Genomic DNA, 18,237 nt, shown 5'->3' with positions numbered 1-18,237 from the left:
GGTGGCGCTGACCGCCCTCGCCCTCCGCAGCCGCCGCCCGCACACCGGTTTCGTGCGGTGCCGGTCGCCCTCTGATCCCTGACCCCGTTGGGAGAACACCGCGATGAACCCCGCCTACGACTTCACTGGTCAGGTCGCCTTCGTCACCGGTGCCTCCTCCGGCATGGGCCTGGCCACCGCCCGCGCCTTCGCCGCCTCCGGCGCGGCGATCGCTCTCGCCGACCTCGACCGGCCCGCCCTCCACAGGGCCGCCCGCGAACTCACCGACCAGGGCTACCTGGTCCTCGCCCTGCCCTGCGACGTCACCGACGAGCAGCAGGTCGCCGCCGCGGTCGACCGCACCGTCGCCACCGTCGGCCGCCTTGACGCCGCGTACAACAACGTAGGAATCCAGATCCCGCCCGGCGACGCCGCCGACGAGGCCGCCGAGGTCTTCGACCGCGTCCACGCCGTCAACCTGCGCGGCATCTGGGCGAGCATGAAGCACGAACTGCGCCACATGCGCGCCCAGGGCAGCGGCACCATCGTCAACTGTTCCTCCCTCGGCGGACTCGTCGGCATCCCCGGCCGCGCCTCCTACCACTCCTCCAAGCACGGCGTGATCGGCCTGACCGGCAGCGCCGCCCTCGAATACGCCCCCCGTGGCATCCGCATCAACGCGATCTGCCCCGGCACCATCGACACCCCGATAGTCCAGGACATGATCGCCAAGGGGGAACTCGACCGCGTCGAGGCCGAGGCCAACCAGCCCATCGTCCGCCTCGGCACCGCCGACGAGATCGCCCAGGCCGCCCTGTGGCTGTGCAGCCCCGGCGCGAGCTTCGCCGTCGGCATCGCCCTGCCCGTCGACGGCGGCTACGTCGCCCGCCGAACCCAGCACCGCCACCCGAGAAAGGCCGATCTCCATGGAATTCGTCCAGCCCCAGCCCACCAGCAAGGCCCCGGCCGACCGGTTCACCGGCGACGTCTGGTGGGACGTCATCGCCGCCGGACAGGCTCCCTCCCGCCTCCGGGCCAACCTGGTCCGCTTCGCCCCCGGCTCCCGCACCCACTGGCACACCCACGCGCTCGGCCAGACCCTGCACGTCGTCTCCGGCACCGCCCTGATCGGCACCCGCGATGGCACCCTCTTCGAAGCCCACCCCGGCGAGACGGTCAGCTGCCCGCCCGGCGAGGAACACTGGCACGGCGCCGCCCCCGACCGCTTCATGGAACACATCGCGATGTGGGAGGCCACCGGCGACGGCACCCCCGAGACCACGTGGGCCGAACCCGTCACCGATCAGCAGTACGACGGCTCCCGCACCCGTCGGCCGTAGAGCACGGGCCGACCGAGACATCTCCCGGGCGAGCGACGACCAGAGAGCACCAGTGCTCACGGCCGGTGATCCCGGGCAAGGCCTGCTTCCACTGGTCAGGACCTGGTCAGAACCTCTGGCAGTACTCGGTCGGCCGGATCCTGGCTTTCTCGGCAACGCGCCGTTCCTCCTGAAGGCGCCTTCCGAGTGGAGATCGCTGGCCAGGTGTGCAGACGTGTCCACGGTCTCACCCGGCTTCGGGGCCAGGGTGCCCGTCCGCCGGGGCGCCGGGCAGAGTTACCGCGTACTGTCACCGGAACCGAGTCCCTGGAGAAAGTCCGGCGCCGGTGTCCGCGTAGAACGGCACGCCGCCGGCGGTGGTCTCGCCGGTGGCGTTGGCGTGAACGATGACGACCTGCGGGGGTGCTGGCCGCGGCCCCGGGGCCCAAGGCGCCACGGGTGACGTCGGGGCTCGTTCATCGCGTGCGACGGCCGCTGTACGAAGGTCCGGTCACCGAGACCACGGACCCGCCGCCCTGCGCCGGCCCCGGGAGGGAGAACCGGGGCCGGCACGCGGAGCGATATCACACGGGGGTGCCGGGAACCAGGGTGAACCCCGAGCCGCAGGCAGCCGCCAGGTTCACGGAGTCGAACGGCGTCGCAGTGATGTTGCACACGGCCCGGTAGATCGCTCCCTTGTCCGTCTCCACGTTGAGGTAGAGCGTATTGGGGGGATTTCCATCGCTTTCGGTAGTGGACACGGCGGTGTCGACCACACACTTCGGGGCGCCGGGGATGACGTCGACGTCCACCCACACTCCCGGGTTCCGACTGTCGTTGAGGAATGCCTCGCCCTTGCGGTTCGTAGCCAGGTAGAACTCGGTGCCCGAGAAATCTCCGTAGTCCACGACGTCGGCACTGAAGTCACGCTCTTCTCGTTCGCAGCGCTTGTCGCCCCCGTTGCCGCCTTGCGAGTGGGCCGAGTTCCCGGACTGGAGACCGGGGGTGGTGGAGTTGGCTCGAGCCGTCGTGACCATGCCGTTCTGGGCAGCCGCGGGCGAGACAAGGAGAAGCCCGGCGACTACCGCTCCGGCTACCGTGGACAGGCCTCTGAAGCCGTATTTCATTCGTGAATCCCTTTCTCTGGGGCATGCGATGCCAGCCCGATAGACTCGAAGGAGTTCTTCGAGCCCGCTCACTATCAGTGCGATCTCACTGTGAATAACTTCCGGCGGCCCTCGGAGGATTCGTCGAATCGGACCACAGAGCTGATTTGCACTCGAACGAAATGGATGGTTTCAAAGGATCGTGTGCGGAAACCCACGCCGCGCCGGAGCTGTCGCTCGCTGGGAGCACGGCGCTGCCGCCGGCCGGGGGGTGCGGTTTCTGCACCACCGGTTCGGCGATGGCCGCCAGGCCGATCACAGTGGTCGCGGTGCCGTGGTGAACCGGCCCGCCGCGAGAGCGTAGAACCGGTCCGCCACCATTCCGAAGTCCCTCCGAACCGGCCGCCGGCGGAGCTGACCTGAGTCGGCGGCGGGTCCACACCTCAGGGGCCGAACGGTGGCCCCACCGCCGTCGCGGCATCCGGCCGCCTCTCCACCGTGCCGGATGTGCACGGCGCACGCCGCGTCAGACGGCCGATCGGGCTTCGACGAGATTTCGGGGAAGACCTGTCCGGCGGGCCCTGCTCCGCGGCGGCCCGTCGAGTCCCTCGGGGTACAGGGGTGACGATGGTGAAGTCATCGGAGTGCAGCGGAAGTCCGAAGGAGCGTAGCAACGACGTCTTGGGCGGAGCCCGGCTCGCGGGGGGACCATTGACCTGCGGCGCCTGTCCCAGTACTGGAGGTCCCGATGTACGATCCGGCCGTCCCCGGCCTACGGTGCCTGGTCACCGGCGCCACCGGTTACATCGGCGGCAGGCTGGTACCGGAACTCCTCGCCGCCGGGCATTACGTGCGCTGCCTGGTCCGCGACCCCGAGCGGCTGCGCGACCACCCCTGGCGCGCCCGCGTCGAGGCCGCATCCGGAGACGTCACCCGGCCCGAGACCCTGCCGCCCGCCTTCGAGGGCGTGGACGTGGCCTACTACCTGGTGCACGCGCTGGCCACCGGGCCGGGTTTCGAGGCCACCGACCGTGCCGCGGCCCGGGCCTTCGCCACGGCCGCCGAGGCCGCCGGGGTACGCCGGATCGTCTACCTCGGCGGCCTCGTCCCGGAAGGCGTCCCGGCCGACCGGCTCTCCCCCCACCTTCGCTCGCGCGCTGAGGTGGGCCGGATCCTGCGGGAGAGCGCCGTGCCCACCGCCGAACTGCGCGCGGCCGTGATCCTCGGCTCGGGGTCGGCCTCATTCGAGATGCTGCGCTACCTGACCGAACGGCTGCCGGTGATGGTCACTCCGCGCTGGGTCGGCACCAGGATCCAGCCGATCGCCGTCCGCGACGTGCTGCGCTACCTCACCGCCGCCGCGATGCTGCCGCCCGACGTCAACCGCGCCTTCGATGTCGGCGGCCCGGACATCCTGACCTACCGCCAGATGATGCAGCACTACGCCGAGGTGGCCGGCCTGCGCCCACGGCGCATCATCGCGGTGCCGGTGCTCACCCCCGGCCTGTCGAGCCTCTGGGTCGGCCTGGTCACCCCTGTACCGAACGCGATCGCACGGCCACTGGTCGAGTCGTTGCGTCACGAGGTGGTGTGTGCCGAGCACGATATCGCCCGGTACGTCCCCGGCCCGCCTGAGGGGCTGATCGGTTTCGACGAGGCCGTTCGGCTCGCCCTGCGGCGGGTCCGGGACGCCGAGGTCGCCACCCGCTGGTCCTCCGCCAGCCTGCCCGGCGCGCCCAGCGATCCGCTGCCCACCGACCCGGGGTGGGCCGGCGGCAGCCTCTACCAGGACGTTCGGGAGCGCCGGGTGGCCGCGACTCCGGATGCGGTGTGGCGGGTGGTGGAGGGCATCGGCGGGGAGAACGGCTGGTACTCTTTCCCGCTCGCCTGGGCGCTGCGCGGTTGGCTGGACCGGTTGGTCGGCGGCGTCGGCCTGCGCCGTGGTCGGCGGGATCCGACGCGCCTGCGGGTGGGCGACTCCTTGGACTTCTGGCGGGTTGAGGCCATCGAGCGGCCACGGCTGCTGCGGCTGCGCGCGGAGATGCGACTGCCTGGCCTGGCCTGGCTGGAACTCTCCGTGGCCCCCGACGGCGCGGGCGGCTCGTACTACCGCCAGCGGGCCCTGTTCCACCCCCGCGGCCTGGCCGGCCACGCCTACTGGTGGGCGGTGGCCCCCTTCCACGCGATCGTCTTTGGCGGGATGGCCCACAACATCACCGAACGGTGCACGACCGCCGTCGGCGAGGCGGTGGGCCAGCCTCGGTGGTGAACCCGCCGGCAGCAGGTCGCGGAGGGCGGTCGGCCGGCAACCGCAGCAGTACTAACGGAGGTACTGCTCGATCACGTCGGCGCCGCGCGTGACTCCACCACTTCGCAGGATGGCTTGGCGCATTCCTGCAAGATTGATGCGTACTGCCGGGTCTGAGGCCACCCTGCTGATCGCCGCCCGCAGTGCTCCGGCGCTCACCATGTCGGCGTTCAGGCGTTCGCCGAGCCCGAGCTCCCCCAGGCGCCCGGCGTTGGCGGCCTGCTCAGGCGTCCGCGGGACGGCGACGAGGCCAACCCCGTAATGCAGCGCCTCCATGACGGAGTTCATTCCGGCATGCGATACGAAGGCGGTGGCATGGCGGAGTACCGCCAGTTGCGGAAACCGCGACCGGACGTCCACCCGGTTCGGGAGGGCGCCCAGTACGGCGGCATCCGTATCGCCCACGGTCATCGCCAACTGCCACGGCCCGTCGGCGACAGCGTCGATGCAGGCGCGGTAGAACTCCGGGCGGCCGTTGAAGACGGTGCCCAGTGAGACATACAGCAGTGGTGCGTCGGGGCCAGGCGGTGACCACTGCTCGGCCTGCTCGCGCCTGCCCATCGAGGGGCCGATGAAGTGAAAACGTTCGTCGAAGCTGTCAGCGGCCGGCTGGAACTCTCGTGGGACGAACACGAGGTTGAGCCCGTCCGCCATCGTCATGGTGTCGGCGACACCGAGCGGGACGCCGTACTCGGCGGAGAAGGCCTCACAGTCAGCGGCGAGCAAGGCCATCGCCGGAGAGTCCGCGTCGAGCCCTGTGGTCAACTGCCGGTCCAGCGAGTACGCCTCGTTCGAGGCGAGGTGAGGGAAGCACTGCACGGCAGGGACCCCCAGCCTCCTGGCGATGATCCGGGCAGGCCAGTTCGTCGTGTCGTAACAGATTGCGTCCACCGGCTCCGAGGCACAGTACCTCTGCAGCACCGGGTAGGTCGCACTCATTGCCGCGAAGTAGTGGCGCAACCAGCCGGCTACGGCCTCTGGGCCGATCTTTGACGGCGGTGTGAACGGCTCCAGCGGCGGTAGCTCCAACCAACGTGCGCCGGCACCGGTGACCGCGGCGGCGTGGCCTGCCCCAGTGGCGTAGTCCACCCGGTGCCCGCGCCGTACGAGTTCCTCGACCAACGGCAGCATCGGATTGATGTGTCCATGCCCGGCCAGGGTCATGAAGAGTAACTTCTTCAGCACGGGGACACCCTGGCAGCACCAGCGCCGCGACGCCATCGAGATTCGCGACTCGCCGCAGCCACTGCCGTCCCACCCGTTTCCCGGTCAAGCACGCGATCAATGTCCTGGAGGGCTCGGCACGGCCGCCGGACACCGCACGGACCCTGGTTCTGTGGGACCGGCGCGCGAGGTGCGGCACTCGCCGGGCCACGCCACAATCGAAGGGAGGAATGATGGTCGTCACACGATTCGCCCCGCCGATGCCGGCCGCCCGCGGCCCGCTCTCCGACCGTATCCGGTCATTGCTGCTCGCTGGACCGCCTGGAACCGGTCCGCTCGCGCCTCTGCCGGAGCGCGTCGGTGCGGACCCGTGGGGCGAGGACCACCAGCTGGCGCTGTACCTGTGCTACGAACTCCACTACGGGGGCTTCGCCGCCGTCTCGCCCGAGTGGGAGTGGGATCCCGAACTGCTGCGGCTGCGCCGCGCGTTGGAAAGACCGTTCCTCACCGCCCTACGCGCGGGCACCAGACCGCTGCCCCGCCTCCCGGCCCTCTTCGAACGGCTGCTGACCGAACCGAGAGACGGCAGTGGAGCCTCGCACTTCCTGCTCGCACACGGAGAGCGTTGGCAGGCCCGCGAGTATCTGGTCCACCGCTCCCTCTACCACCTGAAGGAGGCCGACCCGCAGACCTGGGTGGTGCCGAGGCTGCCCGGCGCCGCCCAGGCGGCGCTGATGGCCGTTCAATTCGACGAGTACGGAGCGGGCCGGGCGGAACGGGCACACACCCGGCTTTTCGCTGAGATGATGGCCGACTTCGAACTCGACTCCCGCTACGGGCACTACCTGGACGTCGCGGCCGGGGCTGCCCTGGCCGTGGTGAATCTGATGTCGATGTTCGGACTGCACCGTTCGCTCCGGGGCGCCCTGGTGGGGCAGTTCGCGGCAGTGGAGATGACCTCCTCGCCCAGCTCCGCCCGCCTGGTGGCGGCCTTCGAGCGGCTGGGGGCCGGACCGGCAGGTATCAGGTTCTACCGCGAGCACGTGGAGGCCGACGCGGTGCACGAGCAACTGGTGCGCCACGGCGTCGTCCGGGAACTTCTGCTCGCCGAACCGGAGTTGGAACAAGACATCGCCTTCGGTGCGGCGGCGGCCTGTGCGGTCGAGGAACGACTTACCGAGCACCTGGTCAGCCACTGGCGCAGACGAGAGAGCTCACTGCGCCGCGGTGTTCTCCTCGGTGGCTGAGGCTGCGGACCGGTGGCGCCGGTGGCTGGTGTCGCAGAACGGGTAGCAGCGGCTGCGCCGACAGGCGCAAAGCGCCACGGTAGGCCGGTCACACCTGATGACCGAACCGTCCGCCAGGACGATCTCGACCGGCCCCTCGACCAGGATCGGACCGTCCTCCGTCGGCCAGACCCGGCGAGCATCGAGCTCACGGTTGACGGACACCGCGGATCACCACCAGTTCCTCCTCCCGGACCCCGGCCCGGATCAGCCCCCGCCGCTCGAACCAATCGGCGCGGGCGGACATCACCCGCCCGAACCGCTGCCACTGCCGCGCCACTATCCCGGTCTCGAGCCCTGAGCGTTCGAGGGCCGCGATGGTGGCTGGGATCCCCGCGAGGGATGACTGCACGATCAGCAGGACTCCGCCGGGTACCAGCTGGGCGGGGGCCTGGGCGCAGATCCGGTCCAGCAGCAGTCGGCCGTCCGGCCCGGCGTCCCAGGCACGGGCGGCACCGCGCTGCGGCGGGCGGAGACGCTCCGCCGGCACGTACGGCGGATTGCTGACGATGAGGTCATACCGGTGCCCGTGGACGGGAACCATCAGGTCACCGTGCCGCAGACGGATTCGGCATCGGTGGAGCGTGGCGTTGATCCAGGCTGTGGCCAGCGCGAGCCGGGAGACGTCCACTGCGGTCACCCGCGCTCCGAGCCTGACAGCAGTTACCGCTATCGCGCCGCTGCCGGTGCCCACGTCGAGCAGTTCGGCACCGTCACAATTCCGTTCCCTGGCCAAGCTCTCCGCCAGCAGGACGGTGTCGGCCTGCGGCGGATAGACCCCGGGCAGTCTCACCAACCACATACTGCACGTGTGCCCGGTGCCACGGAGGCCACACGGCGGATGCACCGTTTTGAGGCTGCTCACCTACCGCTCGTCTTGTCGATCGCGGGGCCGATGAGGTCGAGCAGCGCGGCCACCACCTCACCAGGGGGGCGATAGCCGCCCCCTGCCCGGGTCCAGTGCAGCCGTGGCGGGCGCTGTGCCACCGGTCGCGCCCTCGCGCCACCGGTCAAGGAATCCTGATAGCCCCCAACGGAATCACCAGCCGGTGGCTGACAGGTCGTGCAGGGCCTGCATCAGACGGTCTGGTGCCGCAGTGGTGGAGAGGGCGTTCAGGAGGCTGAGGGTGGTCCAGCCGTCGGCCAGCAAGGCGGCGTCGCTGTCGGGGCCGGGTTCGGTGTCGGTCTCGGTGAGGGTGACGGCGATGTAGCCATGGCCGCGGTCGGTCACGGTGGTCTGCACGGTGCCGAACGGCGCGAGTACGGCGTGGCGGATTCCGCGGACCTCTCCCAGCGGCAGGTTGGGGATGTTGACGTTGATCACGGCACCTGGATCGGTCAGGGCCAGGAGCGGTAGCAGCCGGGTGGTGACGGCGGCCGCGGTCTCCCAGTGCCAGGTGTCGCCGACGTCCAGGGATAGGGCCATCGTGCGGCAGCCGTCCAGACTGGCGGTCAGCGCGGCGCCCACCGTGCCGGAGTGCAAGGTGGCACGACCGGTGTTCGGGCCACGGTTGATTCCGGACAGCACGATGTGCGGAGCGGGACCGAAGGCGCCCCGGCCGGCGAGCATCGCGATGAACGCCGGCGCGGCGGCAACCGCGTGCGCGAGCACACCGTCCAGGTCCGGCAGATCGCGCCGTTCGACGACAACCCGTCCCTGGTCCTCCACCGCGGTCAGCGCCGCGCTGCTGCCGCTGGTTTCCTCCCGAGGCGCGGCCACCACCACGTGCGGCGACAAGGCGCAGGCCGCGCGTGCGAGGTGGTGCAGGCCCGGGGAGTCGATCCCGTCATCGTTGGTGACCAGGATCCGTGGGCGCCCGGTCACATCCGTGTCATCCATGCGGCCAGCTCCCGTCGGTTCATGCGCAGGTGGTGGGAGCCCTGGTCGTCGAGAAGGCGCAGTTCGGTTGCCGCGGCCAGGCGCTCGACAGCCTGACGGCTTCCGGTTCCCAGTCCGTGCCGGGTGGCGTTCAGGGCTCCGGCGCCCGCACCCAGACGCAGGGCGTCGGGCAGGTGGTCGCCGCGCAGCAGGCCGGCGATGATGCCGGCTGTCATGGAATCGCCGGCTCCGCGAGGGTCGGCGGGTGCCATGCGGGGGGTGACGATCTCGTGCAGGCAGCCGTCGACGAGGGCCAGAGCGGGCTGTTCGGCACGGGTGACCAGGACCGCCTCGGTGCCCCCGGCATGCAGGGTGTGCATCACCGCCACCAGCTCGGGGACAGTGCCGGCGGGGGCGAGATGGCCGGCCCGTAGTTCCTCGTGGCTGACCTTGAGCAGGTAGGCGCCGCCCTCGACGACTGCCGACAGCCACTCGTCGGCAAGGTCGGCGATCACCCGGCAGCCGCCTGCTGTCAGGTCGGCGGCCAGGCGCCGGTAGAGATCGGGCGGCACGAGGTGCCGGTCGGGTGGGGCCGGGCCGCTGAGCACCGCGATCCCGGCCTCCATGCCGCGGGCCAGGACGAGGTTGTGCAGTTCGTCCAGGTCGTGCCGCGACGGCCCGGTCGCCGTCGCCTCGGCGACCATGCGGCGCCCGCCCTCGCGGCGGTCCTGCACCACCACCCCGTTGCGGATTTCGCCGCCCACCGCGGCGACCTCGATGCCCTCCTGTTCCAGCAGCGCACGCACCACCTGGCCGCTCTCGCCGCCGAAACCGCCACACAGAACCGCGCGACCGCCCAGGCCGGTGAGCATTCGTGCCTGCCACACCCCCTGCCCGCCGGCGTGCAGGTGCACATCAGGGTCTCCGGCCCGCTCCTCCACGGTCACCGTCAGCACCGGCGCGGGCGCGAACACCACTGCTGTCCCCGTCACCGTCACCACCACCTCACGTTCGGCCGTGCGAACTCGTCTGCTCCAGGCCTGCACGGCTTCCGAACAGGCCGTCTCCTTACGGGGCTGGTTCCCATCATCGGCACCTCAAAAGCCCCGAAAATGCTCCGCGTCGGACTCCCGGCGATCCCGGGTGAGGGCCGCTCGCCTGATTACGGCTGTGCCGCCCGGGGTCATCCGAACGGGCGCTCGGGCACCCCTGACCGTTGCTCCAGCACAGCTGGGCACAGGCCCAGCGAGCTGGCCGGACAGCCGGACTTGCTGCGGCCGCATTTTCGACGGACGGTGGTGTTCCGGGCACCGCCCCCTGAACCGGGAGCGCGGCAGCCGCGCAGGTCCGTTGCAGTGGACGCGTTTTCGGGTTGAACGACCGATCTCGTGCAGCGCTTGGAGGAATGACATGTCGACCGATGCCATTGTGGTCCTGAAGGAGGACCACAAAGAGATCCGGCGCCTGTTCCGCGAGTTCGAGGCCACCGGCGAAGATGCCAAGGCGACCAAGCACAACCTCGTCGACAAGATCGTGGAGGCGCTCACGGTCCACACCTACATCGAGAACGAGGTCATGTACCCGAAGGTCCGCGAGCTCGTGCCGGCACTGGAGCGCGACATCCTGGAGTCCTTCGAGGAGCACCACGTCGCCGACCTGCTGTGCGCGGAGCTGGATGTGATGCGCCCGGAGGACGAGCGCTTCGACGCCAAGACGGCGGTTCTCATCGAGGCCGTACGCCGCCACATCGAGGAGGAGGAGGGCGACTGGTTCCCGAAGGTGCGGGCAGCGCTCGGACGCACAGCGCTCCAGCAGATCGGTGCCCGCATGATCGAGATCCGCGACGCCGCGCCCCGCAGGCCTGAGCACCCCGGGTTCCTGCAGAAGGCAGCGGACGCGATCCTCGGGTAGCCCTTACCCGGCCCTGCGCGGGGACCCCGGCCGCGTGGCGCCATACCGGGGCAGCCGTTCAGGGCCCCACTCCGTGGGCGGCATCCGGCGGGCAGCCGATCCGGGAGTCGCTTCTGGCTTCGTCGCGCACGGGACGGCGTTGCTGGCGAACGGCCCGGAGGACATCCTCACCGGGGGTCCACAGGCCGAGTGCTCCCCTTACCGGAAGAGGTGCGGCAAGAGCCTGGACGTCGGCGAGTTCCCAGTGCCAGCTGTCACGGAAACCCCAATCGAGGCAACAACCCTCGGTGGCGTGGTGGCAGCCGACGAGTTGCGCGGTGCCGATGACGGCGCCTCTCTCGTCCGGCCAATCGGGGTCCGCCGGCGGGAGCAGGCCCTTGTAGGTGACCAGGCCGGCGTGGATGAGGAGCAGGCCGCGGTACTTGGTGGGTCGGGGGCGGTTCTCGATCCGTTTCGGGCCGTACACGATGGCGTCGGCGTACGGCTGGCGCACGGTAAGTGCTCTCGCGGTGGTCACAGGTGCCGCCCCTCGCCGTCGGAGTGTTCGCCGCCGGCGCCGATGTGGGCAGGTAGCAGCCGTTGTGGCTGACGTACTGGTCCTCGGTGCCGGAACGTCGCTGCTCCCGGCACCCGCTCGCCCGCTTCCAAGCCCAGGCCGCGCTCGGCACGCTCACAGGATCCGTCCCCCATCGGCACAGCGCCACGTTTCGCGGCCCCGTCAGCTGTACTTCCAACCTGTGAGCCAGCGACTGCACCGGCCGAGCGACCGACTGCGGACACGGGTTGGCGCCCCTCGTCGCTTCCGCCTCGAGTCGCCTTCGTCATCACTGGATCCTGCCAGGCCTGTCCGCCCTGCCCGACCGGGTGCAAGCGGTCAGGTGATCAGCGCAGGAGGACGGCCAGGAGTTCGGCGAGACTGGGGCCGGCGTCGGCCGGGTGGCGCAATTGTTTGGCGGCCTGGATCTGGTACTGGTTACTGCGCCCGGTGCGTTCGTGGGTAAGGTAGCCGGCCTCTTCGAGGTCGACGATGATCCGTTGCACCGCCCGCTCGGTCAGCAGGCACCGCGCCGCGATGTCGCGCACCCTGATTCCGGGATCACGAGCGATCTGCACTAGCACGCGGGCGTGGTTGGTCAAAAAAGTCCACCGCCGCGCCGCCGCGGGGCACTCGTCCATGACACCAGCATACGACCGCCGATTCACGCAACCCTAAGCACGAAAAACAATCCGTGTAACTGTTGACATGGATCGCTAGTGGGCGAATGGTTGAAGGGCAAGCCAGGCCGCCTTGCGGCCAGGATCCTTGCTTGTGCGAAGAGGTCACCGTGGACAGCCTCGTCGGCTTCCTCTACGACCACATCGGCCGTCCCCGCGAGCACAGCGACCAGACCTGTCAGGTCGAGCCGCTGCGCCGCACGGTCCGTCACGCGGTCACCGCCCCGAGGCGCACCTCGCTGCCGGCGCATCCCCTCAAGACACTTTGGACTACCAGCAGGAAACCGTCAGCGAGGCGGGGGCCCGGCCTCCCACCTCGGCACAGGGTGAGGAAAGCCATGGCCACCGCCCGCCGCCCGATCCGCAACCCCAGCACTGCCCTCGGCAAACCCCGCACGCACGTCGTCCGGCTCCCCGTCACGCCCACCGACGCGCTTCCAGCACTTCGACCCGGGCCGCCCGGAAGGCACACCATGCTCGCCCCGGATATGAAGACATCCACCACCGCTATCGGCGACGCCCTGGTCTGCTCCATCGTCGGCTACGTCCACATGGACAACGAACAGCACCTGCGCCACGAACTGCGCCAGGCCCTCGCCCGGCGCCCCGTCCTCCTCGTGATCGACCTGCACGCCGTCGACCTGTTCACCACCAGCGCCCTCCACGTGCTGCTGACCGCCCGCCGGGCCGCGCTCGCTGCGGGCGTTCCCCTCGTGCTTGCCGCACCCAGCCCGCAGGCACAGAGGGTGCTGGAAATCACCCAGACCGACACCGTGTTCCGGGTGCTCCCGGCCCTGACCGAAGAGGCCCTGCACAGATGCGCCCCCTTCGAAACCGAGCACACCGCACATGACCGCCCGGTGAAAGGAGGTTGACGAGCTGCTTCTTGTTCCCGGCTCCCCGTGCCGGGCCCGCCTCTTGCCCACCGGTGCGGGCCGCGATCTTCTTGGCTCTCGCCCTCGCCACGTTTCAAAACGCCTGGCTTCGGCCACAGCTGCAAGCCCGGCCCAGCTCCGCCCCGGCGGAGCTGATCGATCAGGCCCGGCGGGCGCAGAATGCGGGGTTCACGAGGCTGGCCATCTCCGATCACTTCCATCCGTGGAACGACGCGCAGGGCAGTAGTGCGTTCGTGTGGTCGATGGTCGGCGCGCTTTCCCAGGCCGTGAGCCTGCCGGTCACCACACTGGTGACCTGTCCGACGATGCGGCTGCACCCGGCCGTCACCGCGCAGGCCGCCGCCACCTCCGGCGTGCTGCTCGGCGGGCGCTTCGTCCTGGGCGTCGGGACAGGGGAAGCGCTAAACGAGCATATCCACGGCGATGCGTGGCCGTCGTTCAAGATCCGGGCCGAGATGCTGGAGGAAGCCGTCGAGGTGATGCGGAAGCTGTTCACCGGCGGCCTGGTAAGCCATCGCGGCCGGCACTACCAGGTCGACACCGCCCGCCTCTACACCGCCCCCGACCAGCCGCTGCCGATTCTCGTGTCCGCGTTCGGGCCGAAGGCCGCCGCCCTGGCCGGCCGGGTCGGGGACGGACTCGTCACCATGTCTCCGGACGCCGATCTCGTGGGCGCTTTTCAGGACAACGGCGGCGCGGGCAAGAAAGTGGTGGGTGGGGTCAAAGTGTGCTGGAGCAGCAACCGGGACGCGGCCATCGACACGGTGCACCGTCTGTGGCCGACCGAGCTGCTGCCCGGCGAACTCGCCCAGATCCTTCCGACACCGGCGCACTTCGAGCAGGCCAGCGAGCTCGTCACCCGCGAGATGGTGGCCGACGCCGTCACGTGCGGCGACGAGGCGGAGGAGCACGTGGAGGCGGTGCGCGCCTATGCGCGGGCTGGATTCGACGAGGTGTACATCGGGCAGATCGGTCCTGATCAGGAAGTCTTCTTCGACGCCTACCGAGAGATCGTCCTGCCCGCCCTGAACCGCTGACTCACGCCCAGACCGGCTGCGGCACCACCCGCTACACCGACAGCGTGCGGACGGTGGACAGGCCCAGGCCAGCGCCGCCGAGGTCATTAGCGGCCAGTGCCACCGGCCCACGGGCGCAACCGGTTCAGCATGATGACGCCAGCGGCGCGGTAGGAATGCCGAGGTGGACGTCCGTACCCGCGATCAGCTTTTCGTCGGTGAGCCGCGGCGCGTCGACGGGCAGTCGGCGGTAGCAGGCCGAGGGCCTCACCGGCACAGGCAGACGGTTGGCGAGCGGCGGCGCATGCCGCGAATCGACAGCCTTCCTCCCGGGCGGCCCGGCCGAGGGCGTGGCGCATCCGCAGCAGGTGCCCGCCGACTTCCTCCTGCAGTTCGCTGGAACTCCTCGGGGGCCACGGTTGGCCTACCCCGGGTAGCGTCTGAGACGAAGCCGAAGCACCAGCGGACCAGGGCCGCCGAGATTCATCCGCTATCGGCGTACGGGGTTCGTGTGTACGCCGACATCCGCCAAGGCTGTGGACGGCGAAGCCGCAGTGACGCGGCAGCTCCCATCCCTGGTTCCCACCCGTCAATCCCGCGGGTCGGCGGCCCGGACTAACTATGGGGCGACCGAGTCGGCGGCTGGCGGTTGCGGCCGCCTGCCCTCCGTGACGTCGGCACGCTGCTCGGCATCCGCGGACTTGGCGGGTGCTCCCGGCCTGGCAGACCACTTGGTGTTCCCGGACAGGGGGGCCGCCAGCCGCTGGACGGCCTCCAGATCGTCGTCGTCCAACTGGCAGTGCAGTACGGGACGGCGTCGGTGTTGTGTGGTCATGTTCTCCCTCCTCTCGCGGTGTGAGGGTGTTTATGCCGCGTCTAACCCGTGGACACGGCAGTCAAACGGTCGGAGGCCGTGCCCGGGCGCGGATCGCTGCCCGGACCGGGCTGGGCTCGGCGCGCGGTCCGCAGCAGCGGATCGACCTGGCGGGCCGAGGCCGTGGAGAACCATCTGGTCGGCATCCCGCCGGTAGCCGAAGCGCGCCGACGGCCGTGGCGTCATAGCGTCGTGGGGAGCATTCACGGGGACGTCTGCGGGTGAGGGCCGGGCCCGGACGGTCAGCCCGAGCCGCGGAGCCGCACATGCAGGGTGCCGTCGGCATCAGTGCGGGTCTCGAACCTCGGTTGGGGGGCCGTGGCGGGTCCGTCGACGTTCCAGCCGTCGGCGAGGCGGAACAGGCTGCCGTGCCAGGGGCAGCGAACGCACCCGTCGACGAGTTCGCCCTCGGACAGCGGGCCGGAAAGGTGGCTGCACCGGTCGGCGAGGACGTGCACGATGTGCTGCGCTTCGCGTACCACCAGTACCGGAACCTCCCCGATCACACGGCGGCAGGCCCGGCCGAGGGGGAAGTCCTCAGGCCTTCCCAGTGGATGCCAGCCGGGTTCGACCAGATACGGCACTGGTTCCGCCTTGTTCGCCCCGGCGCCCTGCCGGTAGGCGATGTGTCCGCCCAGGAAGGCCCCGGCTCCGGCTGCTGCAAGGCCGGTGAAGCCGAGGGTCCGGCCGAGCCCGTGGCGGCCGCGTCGACGGGCGGCCCATGATCCGCTGTACAGGGCGATCGCCGTGGTGACGGAGACGGCGTGCACCAGGCCGGTGCGCCTCTGCTGCTCGTGCTGCTCGGCCCAGTCGACCCAGCCCGTCCATGCCGCCGGGACAGCGGTGATCACCCCAACGGCCACCAGGAGGCGGGCCGGGCGCTGGTCACTCGGCATCAGGTCGAGGACGGCCGCGGACATCCAGGCGCCCACCGGCAGCTGGACCAGCACGGGGTGCAGGGGGTGACCGAGGGGACGGCCGTGCAGCAACCCGCGAAGTCGGCCCAGCGGCAGGCCGTGCACGATCCGCTTGAGCGGCTCGGTCAGAGCATCCAGTTCGTCGGCATCGCCGACCGCGTCGAGCGCCTTCAAGATCCTTCTGTCCTGCGGTTCGTCGGCTGTGTGCCCGATGCGGGTGAAGAGGCTCCTCGTCATGGGCATCAGCTTCTACGCAGTAGGCGCTGTCGCGCGCGTCGGCGTGGGCCGGGCGGAGCAGCTCGCGGCCACGCCGGGTCGGCGGCGGGTCACGCGAACGTGTCCGGGTCAGGGCCGAGCCGTCCACTTCAACAACCTCCCGACCGGCCAGGTGGTAACCAACCGGTCCGACCCCAGACCCGCACGCGCCGCACGCGCGTATCCGGACGCCTGCCAGTGCAACTGCTCCGGGGCATGGGCGTCCGTATCCACGGCGAACAGACAGCCCGCGTCGGCCGCCAGCCGCAGCAGGTCGTCCGGCGGATCGCGTCGCTCGGGGCGGCAGTTGATCTCCACGGCGGTTCCGGCTGCGGCACAGGCCGAGAAGACGGCCTCGGCATCGAACCGGGACTGCGGCCGCCCTCTGCCAGTGATGAGCCGACCGGTGCAGTGTCCGAGCACGTCGACATGCGGGTTGCACACCGCCGCCACCATCCGGGCAGTCATCGGCCCCGGCTCTGCGCGCAGCTTCGAATGCACCGAGGCGACCACCACATCGAGCCGCCCGAGTAACTCCTCCTCCTGGTCGAGCGAACCGTCTTCCAGAATGTCGCACTCGATTCCCGACAGGAGTTGAAAGGACTCCATCCGGGCGTTGACAGCTGCAACCGCCTCCAACTGGAGCCACAGCCGGTCGGCGCTTAAGCCATGCGCAATCGTGAGCCGGGGCGAGTGGTCGGTGAGCACGGCCCATCGGTGCCCCAGTCCGCGGGCCGCATCGGCCATCTCCTCGATCGGACTGCCGCCGTCGGACCAATCGGAGTGCACGTGGCAGTCCCCCTCAGCCGCCGCCCACAGGTCCCAGCCCGCGCAGGCGGCCGGCCCGGCGTCCGCCTCCAGCCTCGCGAGATAGGTTGGCACTTCGCCCACCGACGCCTCCATGATCACCTCGGCGGTGACCGGACCGACGCCACGCAGCCGCTGGGCCTGTGCTGTGTCCACCGGACCGGTCGGCAGGCTACGGGCCGCTTCAGCCGCCGTGTGGAAGGCCCGAACCCGATATGGAGAGGCGCCGCACCACTCCAGGAGAAAGGCGATGCGCCGCAGCGCTTCGACTGGGTCCATGCCTCCAGTGTTCGCCGTCCGCCATCGACCTGCCCTTCTCGACTGAGAAGGGGCGGCGACAGTCGCCCTACAAGCGGATGCGGGCTGACTACGCCGCGGCCGAGACGAATTCCAACTCGCCGAAGCTGCTGGCGCACGCGGCCACGCCGAACCCAGACGTACCCCGGCCCGGGCCCGGTAGCCGCCACCACCGTCCTGGTGGCACGGCGAGCTCCGGACTTCCGTTCTCTCTCATCGGGCTTTGACTGAAAGAGGCCGTGCGGCGAACGTCCTGGCGCAACGGACGAGGAAGTGGGCTACCGAGGCCCAGGCCAGCATCCGGAGGGTCGGCGGCCTGCAGATTGGTGAGGCGTCACCCGGGTGCACTCGGATCAGCGTGGCAGCCGAGGCGTCGCGCCTGTATTCGGCGGCGGCTCTGCCAGGATCGCTGACCATGGCGACCAATGACGCTCTCCCGCTGTTCCCCGCCGACCGGTACCGCGAAGCGCTGTCAGCGCTTGGTGTTCGCGGACTGGAGGAGCAGCCGGTAGGTGGCGATCCGGTGTTCCTGCTCGGTGTGCTGCTCGCCTTGACCGAGACGCACGTCGGGCGGTTGGAACGGATCGACCTGTTGAAGGTCTTCGAAGGGTTCATGTCCGCGCTGATGGCCTTCTCGGGAGACGATCCGCACAAAGCCGCCCAATGCTGGGCGGTGGTGCTCGGCAATCGCATCAACCGTACTTCGGTCGAGCTGCACACCGGCGTCGCGGGCGAGGGAAAACTGTTCACCGACGTGGCCGACCCGGCGATGCTGGTCGCTGCTGATCTACTCAGCTTGGTCAACCGATCCAGGATCGACCAGGAGACCCTGGCCAGGACCCTCACGGTGATCGAGGACAACCTCAGCGCCGCCCGGCGGAAGCTGGAGACCATGCGCGAAGCCCTGCGTGAGCAGGGCTTCGACCTGTGAGCCCGGAATGGGCATGGTGTGTTGTGCCGCCGCGAGTGGCCGGGCCTTCCCGGTCGAACCCGCCGTCCTGGTCGGCGACGACACGGATACGGCACCCGGATCGCCTGGTTACCCATGTTGACGGTCGCGTGCGCCGG

Annotated in this window: 18 protein-coding genes and 1 pseudogene; 8 read left to right on the top strand and 11 right to left on the bottom strand. The window is 70.1% G+C overall.

Going from position 1 to position 18,237, the window contains the following annotated elements:
• Positions 1 to 103: 103 nt before the first annotated feature.
• Positions 104 to 868, top strand: a pseudogene (locus ACSMTC_RS35275) (glucose 1-dehydrogenase); the annotation flags it as partial.
• A gap of 37 nt (positions 869 to 905) precedes the next feature.
• Positions 906 to 1,319: a (R)-mandelonitrile lyase gene (locus ACSMTC_RS35270; RefSeq protein WP_436563810.1), complete on the top strand. Its 414-nt coding sequence runs from the start codon at positions 906 to 908 to the stop codon at positions 1,317 to 1,319.
• Positions 1,320 to 1,882: 563 nt separating this feature from the next.
• Here ACSMTC_RS35270 and ACSMTC_RS35265 read toward each other — a convergent pair.
• Entirely contained in the window at positions 1,883 to 2,425 is a 543-nt protein-coding gene (locus tag ACSMTC_RS35265) for a hypothetical protein (protein ID WP_436563809.1), read from the bottom strand.
• A 727-nt stretch (positions 2,426 to 3,152) separates the two neighbouring features.
• Here ACSMTC_RS35265 and ACSMTC_RS35260 point away from each other — a divergent pair.
• On the top strand, positions 3,153 to 4,673 hold the full coding sequence (locus ACSMTC_RS35260) for an SDR family oxidoreductase (RefSeq protein ID WP_436563808.1): 1,521 nt from the start codon (positions 3,153 to 3,155) through the stop codon (positions 4,671 to 4,673).
• A gap of 51 nt (positions 4,674 to 4,724) precedes the next feature.
• Here the strand turns inward: ACSMTC_RS35260 and ACSMTC_RS35255 are convergent, their stop codons facing one another.
• Positions 4,725 to 5,897: a macrolide family glycosyltransferase gene (locus ACSMTC_RS35255; protein ID WP_436563807.1), complete on the bottom strand. Its 1,173-nt coding sequence runs from the start codon at positions 5,895 to 5,897 to the stop codon at positions 4,725 to 4,727.
• Between the two features lie 212 nt (positions 5,898 to 6,109).
• Here ACSMTC_RS35255 and ACSMTC_RS35250 point away from each other — a divergent pair, with 212 nt between their 5' ends.
• Positions 6,110 to 7,123 (top strand): iron-containing redox enzyme family protein, encoded by a 1,014-nt coding sequence (locus ACSMTC_RS35250; protein ID WP_436563806.1) that lies wholly within the window; start codon positions 6,110 to 6,112, stop codon positions 7,121 to 7,123.
• Here the strand turns inward: ACSMTC_RS35250 and ACSMTC_RS35245 are convergent.
• From ACSMTC_RS35245 to ACSMTC_RS35230, 4 genes are all read right to left on the bottom strand, one after another.
• Positions 7,091 to 7,327, bottom strand: coding sequence for a CDGSH iron-sulfur domain-containing protein (locus tag ACSMTC_RS35245; protein WP_436563805.1), 237 nt, complete (start codon positions 7,325 to 7,327; stop codon positions 7,091 to 7,093). The genes ACSMTC_RS35250 and ACSMTC_RS35245 overlap by 33 nt on opposite strands.
• Entirely contained in the window at positions 7,311 to 7,964 is a 654-nt protein-coding gene (locus tag ACSMTC_RS35240; protein WP_436563804.1) for a HemK2/MTQ2 family protein methyltransferase, read from the bottom strand. Before ACSMTC_RS35240 ends, ACSMTC_RS35245 begins: the two co-directional genes overlap by 17 nt.
• Before the next feature lie 237 nt (positions 7,965 to 8,201).
• Positions 8,202 to 9,002 carry a 5'/3'-nucleotidase SurE gene (gene surE, locus ACSMTC_RS35235; RefSeq protein ID WP_436563803.1) on the bottom strand — a complete coding sequence of 267 codons (801 nt, stop codon included), beginning with the start codon at positions 9,000 to 9,002 and terminating at the stop codon, positions 8,202 to 8,204.
• Positions 8,984 to 9,973 carry a 1-phosphofructokinase family hexose kinase gene (locus tag ACSMTC_RS35230; RefSeq protein ID WP_436563802.1) on the bottom strand — a complete coding sequence of 330 codons (990 nt, stop codon included), beginning with the start codon at positions 9,971 to 9,973 and terminating at the stop codon, positions 8,984 to 8,986. Before ACSMTC_RS35230 ends, surE begins: the two co-directional genes overlap by 19 nt.
• A 418-nt stretch (positions 9,974 to 10,391) precedes the next feature.
• Between ACSMTC_RS35230 and ACSMTC_RS35225 the strand changes: the two genes are divergently transcribed.
• A complete protein-coding gene (locus ACSMTC_RS35225; RefSeq protein WP_436563801.1) occupies positions 10,392 to 10,892 on the top strand; it encodes a hemerythrin domain-containing protein in 501 nt (166 codons plus the stop codon).
• Positions 10,893 to 10,950: 58 nt separating this feature from the next.
• Here ACSMTC_RS35225 and ACSMTC_RS35220 read toward each other — a convergent pair whose 3' ends face one another.
• Positions 10,951 to 11,409 (bottom strand): ASCH domain-containing protein, encoded by a 459-nt coding sequence (locus ACSMTC_RS35220; protein ID WP_436563800.1) that lies wholly within the window; start codon positions 11,407 to 11,409, stop codon positions 10,951 to 10,953.
• 365 nt (positions 11,410 to 11,774) lie between these two features.
• Positions 11,775 to 12,068, bottom strand: coding sequence for a helix-turn-helix transcriptional regulator (locus ACSMTC_RS35215; RefSeq protein ID WP_436563799.1), 294 nt, complete (start codon positions 12,066 to 12,068; stop codon positions 11,775 to 11,777).
• Positions 12,069 to 12,595: 527 nt separating this feature from the next.
• Here ACSMTC_RS35215 and ACSMTC_RS35210 point away from each other — a divergent pair.
• Positions 12,596 to 12,982, top strand: a complete 387-nt coding sequence (locus ACSMTC_RS35210) for an STAS domain-containing protein (RefSeq protein WP_436563798.1) — start codon at positions 12,596 to 12,598, stop codon at positions 12,980 to 12,982.
• Between the two features lie 119 nt (positions 12,983 to 13,101).
• The gene (locus tag ACSMTC_RS35205) at positions 13,102 to 14,040 is read left to right on the top strand and encodes a TIGR03557 family F420-dependent LLM class oxidoreductase (protein ID WP_436564900.1); all 939 of its coding nucleotides are present in this window, start codon (positions 13,102 to 13,104) and stop codon (positions 14,038 to 14,040) included.
• A gap of 598 nt (positions 14,041 to 14,638) precedes the next feature.
• Here the strand turns inward: ACSMTC_RS35205 and ACSMTC_RS35200 are convergent.
• From ACSMTC_RS35200 to ACSMTC_RS35190, 3 genes are all read right to left on the bottom strand, one after another.
• Complete coding sequence (locus ACSMTC_RS35200) at positions 14,639 to 14,854, bottom strand: hypothetical protein (protein WP_436563797.1); 216 nt, start codon at positions 14,852 to 14,854, stop codon at positions 14,639 to 14,641.
• Between the two features lie 281 nt (positions 14,855 to 15,135).
• Positions 15,136 to 16,047, bottom strand: coding sequence for a Rieske (2Fe-2S) protein (locus ACSMTC_RS35195; RefSeq protein ID WP_436563796.1), 912 nt, complete (start codon positions 16,045 to 16,047; stop codon positions 15,136 to 15,138).
• A gap of 108 nt (positions 16,048 to 16,155) precedes the next feature.
• Positions 16,156 to 17,151 carry a PHP domain-containing protein gene (locus tag ACSMTC_RS35190; protein ID WP_436563795.1) on the bottom strand — a complete coding sequence of 332 codons (996 nt, stop codon included), beginning with the start codon at positions 17,149 to 17,151 and terminating at the stop codon, positions 16,156 to 16,158.
• A 376-nt stretch (positions 17,152 to 17,527) separates the two neighbouring features.
• Between ACSMTC_RS35190 and ACSMTC_RS35185 the strand changes: the two genes are divergently transcribed.
• Positions 17,528 to 18,100: a hypothetical protein gene (locus tag ACSMTC_RS35185; RefSeq protein ID WP_436563794.1), complete on the top strand. Its 573-nt coding sequence runs from the start codon at positions 17,528 to 17,530 to the stop codon at positions 18,098 to 18,100.
• The last annotated feature ends 137 nt before the right edge of the window (positions 18,101 to 18,237 follow it).

The sequence above is a fragment of the Kitasatospora sp. HPM-01-4 genome, assembly GCF_051374625.1.
Classification (GTDB): domain Bacteria; phylum Actinomycetota; class Actinomycetes; order Streptomycetales; family Streptomycetaceae; genus Kitasatospora.
The sequence above is the reverse complement of the archived record's forward strand: the minus strand, read 5'-3'. Positions and strand labels throughout refer to the sequence as shown.